Raw genomic sequence first — 17,245 nt, forward strand, 5'->3', positions numbered from 1 at the left:
CTTTTTCGAGAATGACAGGCGCTTTTCTTATTTTCAGGAGGATTTATTTGAATGTATTTAAAGCTGTCAAGCAGTCTGTTACCACCCGGCAGGCTGCGGAGCATTTTGGAATCCGGGTGGGACGAAACGGGATGTGTGTCTGCCCCTTCCATGCTGATAAAAACCCCAGCATGAAGGTTGACCGGCGCTTTCACTGTTTCGGCTGTCAGGCAGACGGGGATGTGATTGACTTTGTTTCCCGTCTGGAAGCTGTCAGTCCGAAGGAAGCCGCCCTCATGCTGGCGCAGGAGTTCTCCATCCCCTATGAGGACAGGGAACCACCCGGCAGGAGAAAACCCAAACCCCGGCAGGAAACCCCGGAACAGCGGTTTTGCCGCATGGAGCGTTACTGCTTCCGGGTGCTGTCCGATTATTACCATCTTCTGCGCCGCTGGAAACGGGACTATGCCCCTAAGATGCCGGAAGAAGCATGGCACCCGCTTTTTGTGGAAGCCTTGCAGAAGCAATCCCATGTGGAATATCTGCTGGATGTGCTGCTCTCCCCGGATATGGAGGAACGGGCAGTCCTTATCGTTGACTATGGAAAGGAAGTGAGCAATCTTGAAAGACGAATGGCAGAGCTTGCCGCCCAAGATACGGCAGGCCGCAGAACAGACCATACAAGAAGCAGCCCCGCCCCGGAGCATTGAGGAAGTAAAGGCCATGCTGGAAAGCACCGAGAAAGGCAGCGTCCGCAACAGTATCCGCAACTGCCTGACCGTCTTTCAGAATGACCCGCTGCTTTCCGGGGCAATCGCAAAAAATCTGCTGACCGAGCGAGTGGACATTGTAAAGCCCATCGGCTACCACCGCATCGGCACCGCCATCACGGACACGGATATGAACTATCTGCTCCTGTATCTGGAAGAAACCTATGGGCTTACCAGTGAGAAAAAGATTACCGCCGCCATCGGGATTGTTGCCAATGAAAACGGCTACCACCCCGTCCGGGACTACCTGAACGGCCTTTCATGGGATGGGCAGGAGCGTATCCGCTATTGCCTGCGCCACTTTCTGGGAGCCGACACCGACCAGTACACCTATGAAGCCCTGCGGCTGTTCCTGCTGGGAGCCATCCACCGGGCATTTTGCCCCGGCTGTAAATTTGAAGTCATGCTCTGTCTGGTGGGCGGTCAGGGAGCCGGGAAATCCACCTTTTTCCGGCTGCTGGCAGTAAAAGACGAGTGGTTTTCCGATGATTTGCGGAAGCTGGATGATGATAACGTGTACCGCAAGCTGCAAGGCCACTGGATTATCGAGATGTCGGAGATGATTGCCACCGCCAATGCCAAGAGCATTGAGGAAATCAAGTCATTTTTAAGCCGACAGAAGGAGGTCTATAAAATCCCATACGAAACCCACCCGGAGGACAGGCTGCGGCAATGTGTGTTCGGCGGCACTTCCAATGCCCTTGACTTCCTGCCCCTTGACCGTTCCGGCAACCGGCGCTTCCTGCCGGTCATGGTGTACCCGGAACAGGCCGAGGTTCACATTTTGGAGGACGAAGCCGCTTCCAGAGCCTATCTTGCACAGGTCTGGGCAGAAGCTATGACGGTTTACCGCAGCGGGGATTTTAAGCTGTCTTTCAGCCCGGAAATGGTGCGCTATCTCAAAGAACACCAGCGGGATTTCATGCCGGAGGACACCAAGGCCGGGATGATACAGGCATACCTTGACCGCTATACCGGCGGCATGGTGTGTTCCAAGCAGCTTTTCAAGGAAGCCCTGAACCACCCCTTTGACGAGCCGAAGCAATGGGAAATCCGGGAAGTCAACGACATCATGAACCATTGCGTGACGGGCTGGAATTACTTTTCCAACCCCCGTGTGTTCCCGGAATACGGCAGGCAAAAGGGCTGGGAGCGTGAAACGAAAGCAACGGACATCAGCAACGGAGCTGAAAAAATCCCGGAAGGATTTGAGGAAGTCACGGAACAGATGGAGCTTCCCTTCTGAAAAATGCAGCCGGTTGCCGACCCTGTTGCACTCCCGTTGCCGAGCCGGTTGCCGGGAAACCCCCCGTAACTGCGGGCTTTTCCCCTTATCAGCAACCAAAACAACAGAAAAATAAAAGAAAATAAAAATAAGAGCCAAACTGCCAGACAGAGATAGTTTTCAGGTTTTTTGAAGCCCGTTGCCGGACTTCGTTGCCGACCTTCTCCTTGTCTGGCTTATTCTATTATGGAGGATAACTGCCTATGGCAAAAACGAAAACAGAGATTCATGTTACCACAGTTTTTGACGGCGAACTGGACGCCACAGACGTCTTTGTGAGCCTGATTGCCCAAAAATATGGGCAGAATACCAGCAAAGAAAATCTTGCGAAAACACAAGATTTAGAGTATAATAAGGATGAGGTTCAGAAGAACCGTGTTCCGTCTGGATTGTGCGGGTAAACGGTTATGATGAACGGATATGAATATACAGACATGGACGCAATACTGGCAGGCAGCTTCCGGGCAGCCATCTATTGCAGGCTTTCCAAAGACGATGACCTTGACGGGGAGAGCGCCAGTATTGCCAACCAGCGGGATATGCTGGAAAAATACTGCGAAAAGCAGGGATGGGAGGTTGTGGCAGTCTATCAGGACGATGGCTACACGGGGCTGAACATGGAGCGCCCCGACCTGAAACGGATGCTCAAAGCCATCGAGCGCAGGCAGATAAACCTTGTCATAACGAAAGATTTATCGAGGTTGGGCAGAAATTATTTGCAGACCGGCACACTCATTGAGGACTTCTTTCCCCGCCACGGCGTCCGCTATATCGCCATGAATGACGGTATCGACACCATGCGGGAGAATAACGACATTGCGCCGTTCAAGAACATCCTCAACGAGATGTACAGCAAGGATATTTCCAAGAAGGTACATTCCTCTTACCTTCTGAAAGCCCAGCAAGGCCAGTTTACCGGCTGTATCGCCCCTTTCGGGTATCAGAAAGACCCGGAGGACAAAAACCATCTGCTGGTGGACGAGGAAACCGCCCCCATTGTCCGGCAAATCTTCCGCTGGGCGCTGGAAGGACACGGCCCGAACTTTATCCGGCGCAGGCTGGAAGAACAGAAGGTGCCTTGCCCTACATGGTGGAACCGGGAACGGGGCTTCCGCAATGTCCGCACTAAATGGGAAAAGAAAGACCCGGTAAACGGGCGGTATATGTGGGATTTTTCGGTAATCAAGGACATCCTGATGAATCCCGTCTATACCGGGGCTATCGCTTCCCAGAAGAAGGACTACCGCTTCAAAATCGGCACCATCGGGGAAAAAAAGCCGCAGGACTGGATTGTGGTGGAGGAACGGCATGAGCCGATTGTTGACCGCAAGAGCTTTGACATCGTGCAGGACAAGCTGAAATCCCGGCAGCGTTCCCGCCAGACCGGGGAAATCAGCCTGTTTGCGGGGCTTCTCAAATGTGGCGAGTGTGGGAAATCACTGACTATCCGCTACACCAACGACAAGCACCCGAAGCAGATTTATTCCTGTAAGACCTATAATGCCTATGGGAAACAGCACTGTACCCAGCACCGTGTGGAGTACGAAACCCTTTACCGCCTTGTGCTGAACAAAATCCGGGAATGTGCGAAGGCCGCCCTGATGGACGGGGAAGCTGTTGCCGGACGGCTTACCAACACCTGTGAAGCCGAGCAGAAAGGCCAGCGGGAAGCGTTGGAGCGTTCCCTGACGAAGCACGAGGAACGGATTGAGGTACTGGAAAAAATGGTGCTGCGGCTCTATGAGGACATGGTTGCCGGACGTATCAGCGAAGCAAACTTCAATCTCATGCTGGATAAGACGCAGAAGGAACAGGCTGAACTAAAGGAACGGGTTGAACAGGGGCGCAGGAAGCTGGCTGATGAAATCCGCCTTGCCGTGGACGCCAAGCAATGGGTGGACGCCATTCAGGAATACGCCGACATCACGGAGCTGGACGCTGCCACCCTCAACCGTCTGATTAAAGAAATCGTTGTCCATGAACACATCGACAGCGATAAGACACGACACATTTCTATTGAAATTCATTTTAATCTCAAACCCATCCCGGAGGTGGAACAGGTCACGGCCTGACCTGTTCCCGCCGGGGCGGTTCTAAAAAAATTCCATAAATTTCTTGACACGCCGCCGCCCGCCATCGAGCAGAGTTTTACACCTATTTTGGTATGAAACAGCTTATGGCTGGTCTTGGTCTGATCCTCCTCGCTATCATTCTCGTACCTGTTCTTGAGGGTATGATGACGGGTGCGGTGTAATCTGACACACGCTAATCAAGAAAAGAGACAAGCGTAAACCTCGGCTGAACGCTATATAAATGATGCCGTTCCAATAGAATTATGAAAGGTCGCTCAGCGGTGGGCTGTGGTGGGTATGGGCGATAAGACAGAATGGGAATAAACATCGGTTATCTGACAGCGAACCGAACAAGTGCAGGAGATGAGGTCTACACACCATTTTATGCGGTAGAACCGTTACTGGAGTTTCTTCCGAAAGACAAGAAGATATGGTGTCCGTTCGATGAGGAATGGAGCGCTTTCTATCAGTTCCTTTCGGAGAAAGGCTATGAAGTGGAGCGAAGCAGCTTAAAGGAGGGACAGGACTTTTTCAGGTATGAACCCGAACATTGGGACATTCTTGTGTCCAATCCCCCATTCAGCAAAAAGAATGATGTACTGAAACGAGCATTTTCTTTCCAAAAGCCCTTCGCTCTGCTCCTGCCCGTGAACAGTATTCAAGGCAAGGCGAGATATAAGATTTTCAACAACGAAATCCAGATGCTCTCCTTTGACGGGCGTGTGGACTATCATACACGGCAGAACATGGAATGTACCACTAAGGGCAATCACTTCGGCTCTGCTTATTTCTGCCGTGACCTTCTGCCCTCCAAACTGGAGCTTCGGCAGCTTGTCAAATATGACAGACCTTTAGTCACTCCCACGATTGGAGGTGATGAATAATGGGAATTATCAGCGATGCGATCGATGCACTGGAAGATTGGTGTAAAGACTTATTTAAGGACGGCATCCAGTCTCAGTTTGACGGCATTTCCGACCTACTGACCGACACTTTCTCGCAAACAACGGGAACAGGCGGCAGCGGTGGACTTGTCAATGACTTCGTAACTCAGCACCCGTCACAGTTCACCGGCGGAGGTACTGGCGGTACTACGATCTGGACAACGATCGAAACGCTTTGCAACAATGTCGTAGTGCCTATCGGCGGTTTCATTCTGACAGTTATCCTGCTGAATGAACTGATACAGATGGTACTGCGAGGAAATAACTTCAAGGACTTCGATGATTCTATCTTCATTAAATGGATCATCAAAGCCTTGTGCGGTGTAATACTGGTCGCCAACACCTATTACATCGCTTCGGCACTATTCTCGTTTGGCACAACGGTATGCTCCAATGGGCTTGCCACACTATTCGGGACCGGAGATTATCTATCTTCCACACTCTCGATCAATCCGTCGGCTCTCAGCGGTCTGAGCTTGGGTGAGCTGATGACGGTGTGGTTTATTTCCCTGATCGTTCATCTTGGGGTGCTGATACTGATAGTTGCTATCGTTATCACACTTGCAAGCCGTATCATCGAGGTGTTTATGTATCTCAGCATTGCACCTATCCCTATGGCAACCATGATGGACAGCGGTGAATGGGCTTCTATCGGTAAGAACTGGATCAAACAGCTTCTTGCTCTTTCTTTCCAGGGCTTCTTTATCGTGGTGGCACTCGGTATTTTCAAGACGCTGTTCAGCAATGCGATCGTTGCCCTGAATGCAAGTACAGACGGCGTGATCCTGCAAATGGGACTGCTTCTTGGCTATACTGCGGCACTTATCTTCACGATTCTCCGTACAGGAGCTATCAGCAAATCAGTCTTTAACGCACGATAAAACAAGATCGGAGGTCAAAAATGGCACATTACGTTCCTATCCCGAAGGACTTGAACGACATCAAGGAAAAGTTCATCATGGGATTTACAAAACGTCAGGTGATCTGCTTCGGCATCGGTCTTGTTTTGGGTGCGCCCGTGTATTTTCTGACAAGAGCGTCTATCGGAATGTCGGGAGCGATCTTCGCAATGGGGGCGGTCGCCGCCCCTGCGATCCTCTGCGGCATTTACAAGAAAAACGGCGTGTTCTTGGAGAAACAGGTGAAGTTCATGCGTGAATACTTCACAAGACCACGAAAGCGGTATTACCGCACAACCAACGTATTCATGTGCATTGAACGGCACATCGAATACAACAGAATCAAGAAGAAGCTGGCAGATGCCGAAAGAAAAGGCTAACAGCTTTACCTATACATAATAGTATAACTTTCGGTATCTCCGCTTTTGCATATAACGGAGGTTTCCAATGGGCTTTAGAAAGAAAAATGCCAAAAGAAGTGATAACCGCAGTTCTGCTAAGGTTATCATGGGCAAGCCTGCCTCTAAACTGACAAAAGAGGAAAAAAAGATTTTATCCGCACGAATGGCGGAGATCAGGAGTGAAAACGGCGGTAAATCGACTGTGCAGAACACCATTCCGTACCTGTGTATGTATCAGGACGGCGTGTGTCAGGTGTCGGAGAATTTCTTTTCTCTGACGGTGCAGTTTTACGATGCCAACTACTCTATCGCTGAATTTGAGGAGCAGAACAACATTTTCAGCAAATACTGTGACATTATCAATCTTTTCGATAACACGATCAAATTCCAGCTTACCTTTGAGAACCAGAACCGTTCAAAGGCAAAGCTCGTCAAGACGGTGCAGATACCCGAACAGGACGACGATTTCAATGCGATCCGCAAGGAGTACAGCGAAATGCTCACCGATAAGCTACTGAAAGGCAGTAACGGTCAGAGTGCAAGGAAGTTCCTGACATTCGGTATCGAATCCACATCATACAAGGCAGCAAGGGCAAAGCTGATGAGTATCAAGAATGACGTGATCAAGGGCTTCAAAGCCTTTGGCGTTGATGCCGAGGTACTGGACGGCAGACAGAGACTTGAAGCTCTGTATTATGCCCTGAACCCTTACAGAAACGCCCCATTCATTTTCGATTGGGACTCTATGCTGAGGGCAGGAATGGACACAAAGGATTTTATCTGTCCGCCCTCGATCAAATTCAATAAGGCGGACTTTGAGATCGGCAATGCCTACGGCGCAGTATGGGGTATGAATATCCTCGCCGGAGAGCTGCCCGATGAGATACTCAAAGACTTCCTTGAAATGCAGAACCTTTTCTGCGTGAACATTCATGTTGATCCGCTGGACCAGATAGATGCCCTGAAATTCGTCAAAAAGAAGCTCACGAATGTGGAGCAGATGAAGATCGACGAACAGAAGAAAGCATCGCAGTCGGGCTATGATCCGGACATTCTGCCTCCTGCGATCAAGATGTATATCGAGGACATCGAAAAGCTCCTCGGTGACTTGAACAGCAAAAATGAGCGATTATTCCATATCAGCATTTCACTGAGGGCATACGCAAAATCGAAGAAAGACCTGAAACTTCTTTCTGAGATGCTGAAAAGAACTTGCCAGAAAAACAACTGCATCATGTTCCCGTATGATTACAGGCAGGAGCAGACACTTGTATCCACGCTGCCTATCGGCTATAACGAGATTCCCGTCCGTCGTGAGATGCACACTTCGGGCATTGCGATTTTCGTACCGTTTACCACAAAAGAGCTGTTTCAGGACGGACAGGCTACCTATTACGGTATCAATACGCTGTCGGGCAACATGATAAGAGCAAATCGCTCCCGATTAAAGAACCCGAACGGTCTTATCCTCGGTACGCCGGGTGCCGGCAAGAGTTTCAGCGTCAAGCGTGAAATCCTCGACTGCTTTCTCACTACGCTCGATGATATTATCATCTGCGATCCCGAAGGCGAGTATTTTCCGCTTGTATCGGCGCTTCACGGTCAGCTTATCCGCATCGCCAGCAATTCCGAACAGCATATCAATCCGATGGACATAACCATTGATGACTATATGTTCACCAATCCTATGGAAGTGATTGCAAACAAGAGTGATTTTCTTATCAGCTTGTGCGAGATCATTGTCGGCGGCAGATACGGGCTTTCCGCTGAGGAACGCTCGGTCATTGATAAGTGCGTACAGCGTATCTATAAGCATTTCATCGAGAATGAACCGACTGAGGACAAGATGCCGCTTCTCTCCGACTTACAGCGAGAGCTTCATGAGGAGGGTGAAGTCGCTCTGCGTGTGGCGAACAGCCTTGAAATGTTTGTAAATGGTTCTCAGAACCTTTTCAATCACCGCACAAACATTGATATGAGCAATCGTATCATCTGCTTTGATATTAAGGAACTTGGCAACCAGCTCAAAAAGGTCGGTATGCTGATCGTTCAGGATACGGTTTGGAACAGAGTTTCCGCTAACCGTGAGAAAAAGAAGATCACCCGCTACTACATCGATGAATTCCACTTGCTTCTGAAAGAGGAGCAGACTGCGAAATATTCCGCTGAGATATGGAAGCGTTTCCGTAAATGGGGCGGAGTTCCGACAGGTATCACGCAGAATGTCAAGGACTTGCTTTCTTCTCAGGAGGTCGAGAATATCTTTGATAACTCGGACTTCGTGTATATGCTCAATCAGGCAGCCGGTGACAGGGACATTCTTGCCGAGAAACTGCACATTTCCAAAGAGCAGATGAAGTATGTCACGAACAGCGGTCCGGGCGAAGGACTTATCCGTTATGATAAGGTGTTACTGCCGTTTACGGATAAATTTCCGCAGGATACGCAGATGTATCGCCTTATGACAACCCGTCCCGCTGACCTTGCATAAACTGCGCAGAATGGAGGATTTATGAGCTTACAACGAAAAGAAAATAACCTCCGCAGAGCGCAGGCGCGTTTCGATAAAGTCAGCAGACGGTCGAAGCAGTTTCAGATAGACTTCCGCCGTGAACAGAACAGCAGAGGTCGCTTTCATACCCGTGCCCATATCCTTCGTGGTGAGAAAACGCACCACGGCGGCAGGGGTATCATTCACAAGTTTGCAAATGCAAAATACCGTATTACGGGTGATGCTCCCTCGGTCACAAGGACGATCAAATCATGGCAGCCTAAGACCTTTAAGGGCAAGCTGTTCAAGGCGAATGCCCGTGCGGTCAATTTTGCAGTACATGATGTAGCGCAGACGGCGGTAGATACGGCTCTTGCGACAGAAACGGTAGGGCTGAAAGTATCGGATACTGCCCAGCGTGAAGTCCGCAGCAAACTCAAACAGAAATATACCCGTGAAGCGGTTGACGATTATCACCGTGGAGTATTTCTCATGGGACGGACGGCGACTGATGCTGTCAAGGGCGTTCACAGTCACCTGAAAACCAAGAAGCAGTACAAGCTCGAAAAGGCAAAGTTACAGCTCAAAAAGGCGGATAACAAGCTGTATCGGGCAAAAACGAACCGTCCGAAGCTCTGTGCCAATTCCGCCGATCTGCGGAAAGCGAAAGCGGAGTATATCGGATTTCTCCGTGAGTTTATGGGAATGTCCTTTGTAGAAGCCGTTGAAGCCCTCAACGGTGAACACTATGACCTGACATATACTCCGTCCCGCACCTACGAACAGAAGCCGAAAACAGTAACGGCAAGGGAGCTTTCCCTTGCCGAAGATGATAATTGCAGGCGTGTATTTGCGTATCTCTGCAAGACCAGAGGGCTTGACTATGACCTTGTGGCTTCACTTGTGAGACAGGGCGTAGTATCTCAGGAAGAAAAGACAGGCAATGTGCTTTTCAAATATTATGACGATAACGGCAAGGTCATCGGTGCTGAAAAGGTCGGTACTTCGACAGAACACCGATTCAAGGGTATTGCCGAACATTCAGCCGATGGGCACGGCTTTGAGGTTGTCCGCGGCACGGGCGAAAAGGCTTTTTTCTTTGAGAGTGCAATAGATATGCTCTCCTATCTGCAAATGCACGATAAGGAAATGACGGATTGCAGGCTTGTTTCCATGATGGGCGTGAAGCCGAATATCGTTCTTGACACGATGCTCCGTCATAATATCCCGCCTGAGAATGTTTTCCTTTGCTCCGACAATGATACCGCAGGCAATGAATTTGCCCAGCGTTTGCAGGAGCAGTATCCAGACATGAAGCGTGTTATCACTCCCGATACATATAAAGACTGGAATGATATGCTTCGTTGTATCCCAAAACAAGTAGAACATGAGACTGAAAAAAAGGAGGTTCAGCAAACGAATATGCAGTATTACGGCAACGAAATGTGGAACAAGGCAACAGATAACAGAGACAAAAACCTTGTGACGATCCAGGCTGCGGATTTTGCAAGATTGCAGAAACAGCTTGATAATTCGGGCATCAATTACTATGCCTATGCCCGTGATAATTCCGTCATTATGGCGATCAATGATAAAGATATAGAGTGGTTCAAGCGTATCGCAGGCACTCCCGACCTTGTTCCCACCAAATCCAACAGACCTTATTCTCCGCCCGAAAAAAACATCTTCGGTTCAGCGGAGTATCGTTATATTCCGCAGAAAGAGTACCTTTCCGCTGACCGTGACCTTGTGCTGAAAATGGCTGAGATCATGAAAGCCCGTGGTATGCAGTTTTCGGGCAGAGTCTATCCGTCCGGCAAGGGTACGCTGACGGTTTCTCACGCTGACCTCTTTGCTGTCCGCAACATCAGGGACGAAGTCGTGAATATGCGTAAGCAGTTCGCAAGTCCCGATAAGGCGCAGGAAGTCGGCAATCGTGACTATCGTGCAAACCGTGATACCCATTACTATATGAGCAAGCTCACACCTGATCAGTTCGGAGAGGTCAAGCCTTTCCTTGAAACAAGTGTGAGCTATCATGCTGTTGTCCGTGACGGTAAGGTTGCTTTTGCGGTCGATAAGGAGAACGCTCCTGCATTTCACAGAGCTTTGGAGAACGCTGTCCGTGAGACAAATATGCTCCGCAAAATGACTGACCTCGGTCTTTCTATGGAGCAGAATATCGCACTTTCGCCCGTAGTTCATCGTCTTGCTGTTGAGGATATGCAGCTTGATCTTGCTGATTTCTTTGACCGCAGATACGATGAAGCACAGTTCGGTGAAATGCTGTCTCTTGTTCAGGCATACTTGGCACAAGCTCCTGCAGAGAGATACGGCGAAAACAGCAAGCTCACCGATATGCTTGAAGCAAAGTCCAGTTTTGATCGCAGTATCGAGCTTTCCGACTTTTTCTCTCAGCACGATTTCTCCGATGAACAGAGGGCCGCTATTACTGCTATGTTCGTGGGTGATGTGACAAGAGGACAGATTGACAGCATTGACGAGAGTTTCACCGCTGAGGATATTCAGGCTTATGACGAGATTCTGCACAATGCTTTGCAGGAATCCGATGTTGCTGACTTTCTGACTGCCCATAAGCAGGCAGTTATCAACCGTGAGAACGCAAACAGAGTTCCTACTGAGGAAGAAGTGCTGTTTCCGCAGGCTGACCTTGCAAAGTTCCTTGCAGTGCGTACTCTTTCCTCCGATGAGTGGGAGGATATGGCGTATCCGATGTTTGAGCGTGGGTATCTTGAAAAGCATAAGCCCAGCGACAAGGCGGCTTTCGGCTATCATCTGAGTGAGCCTGCGTTCTATGACCTTGCCCAGCGTTTCCATTATGGTGAGGATATTCGCCGTGAGCTTGCCCTCGGACTGTTAGAGGGCGGTACTGCTTCTGACATTGAGTTTGTCTTTGAGGACGGCAAGATTTCGGACAGAGTGTACTACTATGCTGAGAACCTCCGTCATTCCCTGCATTTAGAGAGGACTGAGGACGGATATAATTGCAGTTTCGGCGGTATGGAGCGTTTTGTTTCCTTTGAGGAGATCGGCCAGGCTTTCATAGACCGTATCCATGAGGAATTTGACGATCTCGCTTTATGGTGGGTGCGTGACGATATGCTCGATGCGATTCCCGATATGTCCGATGAAAAGATCGCTGACCTTCTGACTGCATTTGACGGTGCGGCTCTGCACGGTTGGGAGAACGGCGATAATATCCCGAAGCTCAACCGTATCAAGAAGGCTCTCCATGATATTCTCGGTGATGAAGCACTGACCGAAAAGGCTTTTGCTATCATCGCAAAGGAAAAGTATCATGTGAGCTTTGATGCAGAAACACCCGAAAAACAGCCGGATAGCCTCTCTTTCCATTTCGGTAAGGATAAGGGCGATGAATGGGTTAGCGAAAGCGACATCGTTCACGATTTTGCCCTTGCACACCCTGATTGCAGTTTTGCCCTCGGCAATGCTGTCCTTGAATACCTTGATGAGAAGCAGCATTCAGAGCGTACTATCCCTGATCTGAAAGCAGGCTGGTACAAAAAGACTGATTTCAGCATTACTGCTGTCATCGGCGGTGAGGAGTTCAACTATGACGGCCGCTTTGATATTGGCGACGGCAAGGGTACGGGCGGCGGTTCGCTGATCGACCATATCCGCACATACAATGAGGGTATCCTCGGTTATACGCAGCACCCGTTCAATCAGCCGGAGTATAAGGAGAGGGCGCAGAGAATGCTTGACATTTTCGTTCCTTTCCTTGAAGCACACTCTGAGCTGACTGCTGAGGAACAGCGTATTTTCGACGATTTCAAGGCGCAGCACCCGATCCGCACCTACGATAATGTGGAAAAGGCACAAGGGACTTTCAAAATCTATCAGCTTCCCGGTGGTGAGAAGTATCACGGCATTCGCTTTGAGGGTATGGAACAACTCAAAAAGGACGGTGTACAGCTCAACAAGGACGATTATGAGCTTATGTATGAGGGTGAGGTCGGAGAGTTCAGGGGCAATGCTACGCTTGAAGCACTTTTCACTCAGTTTAATAATGACCGTCCCGATGATTTCTTCGGACACTCTCTTTCTGTTTCTGATGTTATCGTCATTTCCGCTGACGGCAAGGATACAGCATATTTCTGTGACAGTTTCGGTTTTACGGAAATGCCTGAGTTTTTCAAGGAGAAGGAGCTTGTGCAGGAAAAGTCCGAAACAGCCAAAGTATCCGATCTCGCTGTTGGTGATATTATCATGTATGACGGCGCTCGCCGTGAGGTCGAGAAGATCAGCGATAAGAGTATTTCGCTGAAAGACCTTGACGCTCCCGATTATGGCGGTATTCTGCTCGGCACTTCTGATGTACTTGCCTACGACGGCTGGCAGCAAGATATGGAGGAAAAGGGCTTTGAGATCATCAGCAAAGGCGGACAGCAGGCTGAAAAGGCTGAACCCGAAGATAAAGGTCCGGTATCGCTCCGCAAGGCAGGCGATTTTTACGAGATGCACGGCAAAAATGCTGAGATCGGTGTGGAAGTCCTCGGACTGCAAATGCACTCAAAAAACGGGCAGCCTATGGTCGGATTTCCGGCTGAGGATAAAGACGAATACTCCAAAAAGCTCAGTGATGCAGGATATTCCGTCCTGATCGAACAGGCTTTTGAGCTGAATCCTCCGAAGCGTGAGCCTGAAAAGCTCCAGACTTTACAGCAGGTCGTTGATAAGTTCTTCGGCACTGACTGCGAATCTGCGGAGACAGAGCGCGGCACATGGAAACTTGCTATCGCTGACGGCGATAAAGTCGGTGAGCTGTTTTATGACGGTGATCCCGTCTGCGGTATCTATAACCGTAGCGATAAAATGGAGATCGAGCCGTACCGTGAGCTGACTACATTTCCGGCGCTCCTGCGTACTGCGATGCTTGAACATAATCCCGACAAACCTGTGGAGATCATGGACTTTCAGCGTACTTTTGAGACTCCGCTTGATAAGGCAAAGTTCTTAATTAACGACTTCTGCGAAGCAGAGTACCGTGAGAGTGCTGATTTTGATGATCTGCACAATGTCGGTCTGGTGTTTACCACTCTGACCGACGATGAGCTGCCTATTCAGGTGACGGCTGACCTTGTGGACTTCAAGATCACCTACGAGTTTGACGGCGAAGTTTACAATACGGAGCAGTATGACAGCATTGAGGATATGATCGAGAACGGTCTGACTGGACTTGATTTCTCTGACCTCATTTCCGTTCCCGATGAAGCTTAATTGCTTCTTTTGCGAGTGTAAAAGCTTCTTGGAACTGACCATTAATAAACGCCACTTTTGAATTAGATATAAACTCAATGAGTCTTTCATTTTGTATATCTGACATTTTATCACTCCATTCTCTTCTGGACTGTTTACGAATCATTATACGAAATGAACCATATCATATGGATAATATTGCTCATTTTTCAAATCGTCATCTATAAAACCAAGTCTTTTTGCAATAGCACCAGCTTCAAAACACCAATATCCATAATACTGATATTTATTCACCAGTTCATGTGTACCATACCAAGCACTATCTACAGAGCCTTTATACCATCCTCTCAAATATTTTAGAAAAGCATCTCTATCTTCATCGTTAATGCTTTTTACTAACTTTTTGTATGGACGAGGAAAGGATATTTTCGATGTATCAAACTCACTTTTATTTCCAATGAGGATAAAATCTAATAATGAATCATATGTTTCAGATTTCCTCAATTTATTTTTTATTATATTCAACTTACCATCGTCCAAATTCAGAAGATATGCTAAAGAAGCAAAAATAATATTGCTCTCGTATACTGAATCATCCCACGCTTCACCAAACAAATCTAAAGAAGATTCAAATTCTTTTTTTATTTCTTCAATTGAATCACCTTTTGAATACTTAGCGATTATTATCCCGATTTTTTTTTGTAAAATGTAATCTTTTACAAAAAGTATCTTGTCATTTAAGTATTTTCCAGCAGCAATACCCTCTTCAAATCTTTTGATTCCTTCTGACATTTTCAAAATATACTCATCAAAATACTCTTTTGATTTAATTGTATCTCGCATAATATTCTCCTTAATATCAAAAATTCTTGATGTAAATAATTGTCTACTTTAATGACTTAACACTAGTTGTAACATTTACTAAACCGTTATCGTTACTTACATTTACTCTGAACAATTCCTTAACAGTATCACCAGTTGCAAGTCCTTCGATTATGTCATCTGGGTCATCGACTATTTTTCCTATATTATTTTTTATCCATTTATCACCCATTTGCGGACCGCTCTTTTTGGTGTTACCTAACTGCGAAGAACCATACTTTGCCTCTGCTATGATAAATTTAGGATCTCCATTTGGATCCTTATTCTTATATACGCCATCTATACCATGATGAATTTTATCGTCCAGTGATTCAACACCATTATGCATTTTCTCAAATCCCTTGCTGTCATAGTGTTCATCCATCTTCATTTCACCATAGTTGCCTTTTTGTTTTTTTGTTTCCAGTTCTATTTCACCAGATTCGACTTTCTTTACACAGTCATTGTTATGAACCCAAATCTTGCAATTGCCAACAAAGTATGTATGGTAATCCTCAACTTTGAAGTTATAAACAGTTATAGGCTTCTCGCACTGCTCAATATCATGTGTTTCAACGATAAGATCTTTACCGTCAACACTTATGAGTTTATCACCTACGAAAAGACCTTCTGCCTTGATAAATCCTCTGCCTTGTACATAGAATGGGTGATTGTCAGTAGTTACTATCTTCTCACCGTTTATTGTAAGATGAACAAGCTTGTATACCTTACGTTCAAATGCTTCAAGAATGGTTTTCTCACCGACTTCAAATGACTCAGGATCAGCAGCTAAGACCTTATCACCAGCTCTAAGCTTTTCAATTGCAAGTAAACCAGCAGTTGTAAGAATCAATGTACCAGCAACAAAGCATGCCATATTCTGAGAAGCAGCACCTGAGAACGAAGATACCAAGCTAACACCCATCTGGAACTTGTTGTATACATCGCTCTGGTGCATTTTGTTGTTCAGTTCTGTAATAGGATTGTTAGGATCTATCATTCCAAGTCCCAATGAAACCATGTCGAAACCATCCATACTATTGGAAATGGCTCCGCTGATTTTAGAGGTTGTCTGTATTGCGTTTCCTAATTTAGAACCGCAGGTTATGAATTTGCCAGCGATTCCACCTACGCCGCCCAAGGCACCACCCATTATGGCACCATCTAATGCGCCTTGGGCAAATCCTTCTAGGAATGACCCTCCGGTTAGCATACTGGTAATTCCGCCGATCAAGCCGCCGGTCAAAGCACCTTTTAAGGCTCCGATAAGAATACCAGTGCCTATACCCTGTAAGCCAGGAACGCAAAGGCAGACAACAGCCGCTACGATTTCAATTACAAGCACAATCTCTTTCCAGTGATCTTTACACCACTGACCGACCTTCTTTAAGCCTTCGCAGAACTTTTCCCAGTCGGTCTTCTCACAGTCAGGCTTAAGATAAGAGTATTGTTTGTAAAAGTTTATCTAACTTCTACCGTATCCACCAGGCATGCAGCACACACAAGGCATACCGCTTACACAACATGACATGAGGGTACATATAGTACAAAGGTTGTTGCAGAACTTTCCGCCGGTCGGCATATCCATTCCATATCCGGCACCTCTGTCCATGTACCACTGGCGTCCGCTCTTGATGGCCTCATATGCCTGTCGGTACTCCTGATTGCCCGGGTCAAGCTCCATGGCGCGCTTTATCATCTCCATGGCCCTTATCTGATTGCCAAGTCCGGCGTTGCACACACCACTGTAATAATGCCATCTGGCATCGTGGTTATCTATCTGATTGAGGACGTTCTTCGCCTCCTCATAGCTTCCGCTGTTCATGTAGTTCTTCGCAGCCTGAAAATATCTGGAATCCTTATCATTTGGATCGTAGTCATTCTGTCTCTGATATCCTCCAAAGCCAAATGGGCCAAATCCTCCAAAACCGCCAAATGGATCATCATACTGTCCGTAGCCTCCTGACGAACCGCCATAAGAGCTCCCACCATAAGATCTACCAGATCCATAACCGCCGCCGTAGCCCTGCGAGCTTCCGGTTCCATATCCACCAGCACCACCGTAACTTGCACGGTCGGCCTCACCACTCACAATGGACTTGTACGCCTGCTGTATCTCCTTGAACTTTTCCTCAGCCTCATCCTTGTGGGGATTGTTGATATTTGCATCCGGATGATACTTGCGGCTCAGCCTTCTATATGCTTTTTTCACTTCTTCTTCGCTGGCACCTCTTTTGAGTTCCAGTACCTCGTAAGGATCCTTCATAATCTGTTCCCTATCCTTTTCACCAAACCATTTATA

Annotated in this window: 12 protein-coding genes; 9 read left to right on the top strand and 3 right to left on the bottom strand. The window is 47.8% G+C overall.

Annotated elements, in window-relative coordinates:
* The first annotated feature begins 47 nt into the window (after nt 1-47).
* From GT575_RS02605 to GT575_RS02655, 9 genes are all read left to right on the top strand, one after another.
* Nucleotides 48-689 carry a CHC2 zinc finger domain-containing protein gene (locus GT575_RS02605; RefSeq protein ID WP_014081132.1) on the top strand — a complete coding sequence of 214 codons (642 nt, stop codon included), beginning with the start codon at nt 48-50 and terminating at the stop codon, nt 687-689.
* Nucleotides 690-702: 13 nt separating this feature from the next.
* Nucleotides 703-1,995, top strand: coding sequence for a virulence-associated E family protein (locus GT575_RS02610; protein WP_007884071.1), 1,293 nt, complete (start codon nt 703-705; stop codon nt 1,993-1,995).
* A 242-nt stretch (nt 1,996-2,237) separates the two neighbouring features.
* Nucleotides 2,238-2,435 carry a hypothetical protein gene (locus GT575_RS02620; protein ID WP_006858666.1) on the top strand — a complete coding sequence of 66 codons (198 nt, stop codon included), beginning with the start codon at nt 2,238-2,240 and terminating at the stop codon, nt 2,433-2,435.
* Nucleotides 2,436-2,441: 6 nt separating this feature from the next.
* On the top strand, nt 2,442-4,106 hold the full coding sequence (locus GT575_RS02625) for a recombinase family protein (RefSeq protein WP_007884068.1): 1,665 nt from the start codon (nt 2,442-2,444) through the stop codon (nt 4,104-4,106).
* A gap of 314 nt (nt 4,107-4,420) precedes the next feature.
* Nucleotides 4,421-4,990 (top strand): tRNA (adenine-N(6)-)-methyltransferase, encoded by a 570-nt coding sequence (locus tag GT575_RS02635; RefSeq protein WP_117904601.1) that lies wholly within the window; start codon nt 4,421-4,423, stop codon nt 4,988-4,990.
* Nucleotides 4,990-5,931, top strand: coding sequence for a VirB6/TrbL-like conjugal transfer protein, CD1112 family (locus GT575_RS02640; RefSeq protein ID WP_161171426.1), 942 nt, complete (start codon nt 4,990-4,992; stop codon nt 5,929-5,931). Before GT575_RS02635 ends, GT575_RS02640 begins: the two co-directional genes overlap by 1 nt.
* Nucleotides 5,932-5,951: 20 nt before the next feature.
* Nucleotides 5,952-6,329: a PrgI family protein gene (locus GT575_RS02645; protein WP_117904597.1), complete on the top strand. Its 378-nt coding sequence runs from the start codon at nt 5,952-5,954 to the stop codon at nt 6,327-6,329.
* 127 nt (nt 6,330-6,456) lie between these two features.
* On the top strand, nt 6,457-8,841 hold the full coding sequence (locus tag GT575_RS02650; protein ID WP_330577012.1) for a VirB4-like conjugal transfer ATPase, CD1110 family: 2,385 nt from the start codon (nt 6,457-6,459) through the stop codon (nt 8,839-8,841).
* Nucleotides 8,842-8,862: 21 nt separating this feature from the next.
* A complete protein-coding gene (locus GT575_RS02655; protein ID WP_161171428.1) occupies nt 8,863-14,103 on the top strand; it encodes a YodL domain-containing protein in 5,241 nt (1,746 codons plus the stop codon).
* A gap of 144 nt (nt 14,104-14,247) precedes the next feature.
* On the opposite strand, the gene GT575_RS02660 is transcribed toward GT575_RS02655, so the two are convergent.
* The 3 genes from GT575_RS02660 to GT575_RS02670 form a co-directional block, all read right to left on the bottom strand.
* Nucleotides 14,248-14,925 carry a PoNe immunity protein domain-containing protein gene (locus tag GT575_RS02660; protein ID WP_117904541.1) on the bottom strand — a complete coding sequence of 226 codons (678 nt, stop codon included), beginning with the start codon at nt 14,923-14,925 and terminating at the stop codon, nt 14,248-14,250.
* A gap of 43 nt (nt 14,926-14,968) precedes the next feature.
* On the bottom strand, nt 14,969-16,288 hold the full coding sequence (locus GT575_RS15385; protein WP_161171429.1) for a polymorphic toxin-type HINT domain-containing protein: 1,320 nt from the start codon (nt 16,286-16,288) through the stop codon (nt 14,969-14,971).
* 120 nt (nt 16,289-16,408) lie between these two features.
* The gene (locus tag GT575_RS02670; protein WP_044998253.1) at nt 16,409-17,209 is read right to left on the bottom strand and encodes a J domain-containing protein; all 801 of its coding nucleotides are present in this window, start codon (nt 17,207-17,209) and stop codon (nt 16,409-16,411) included.
* Nucleotides 17,210-17,245: the final 36 nt, after the last annotated feature.

Origin of the sequence: Coprococcus sp. BIOML-A2 (assembly GCF_009875795.1) — a bacterium.
Taxonomy (GTDB): Bacteria; Bacillota; Clostridia; order Lachnospirales; family Lachnospiraceae; genus Coprococcus; species Coprococcus aceti.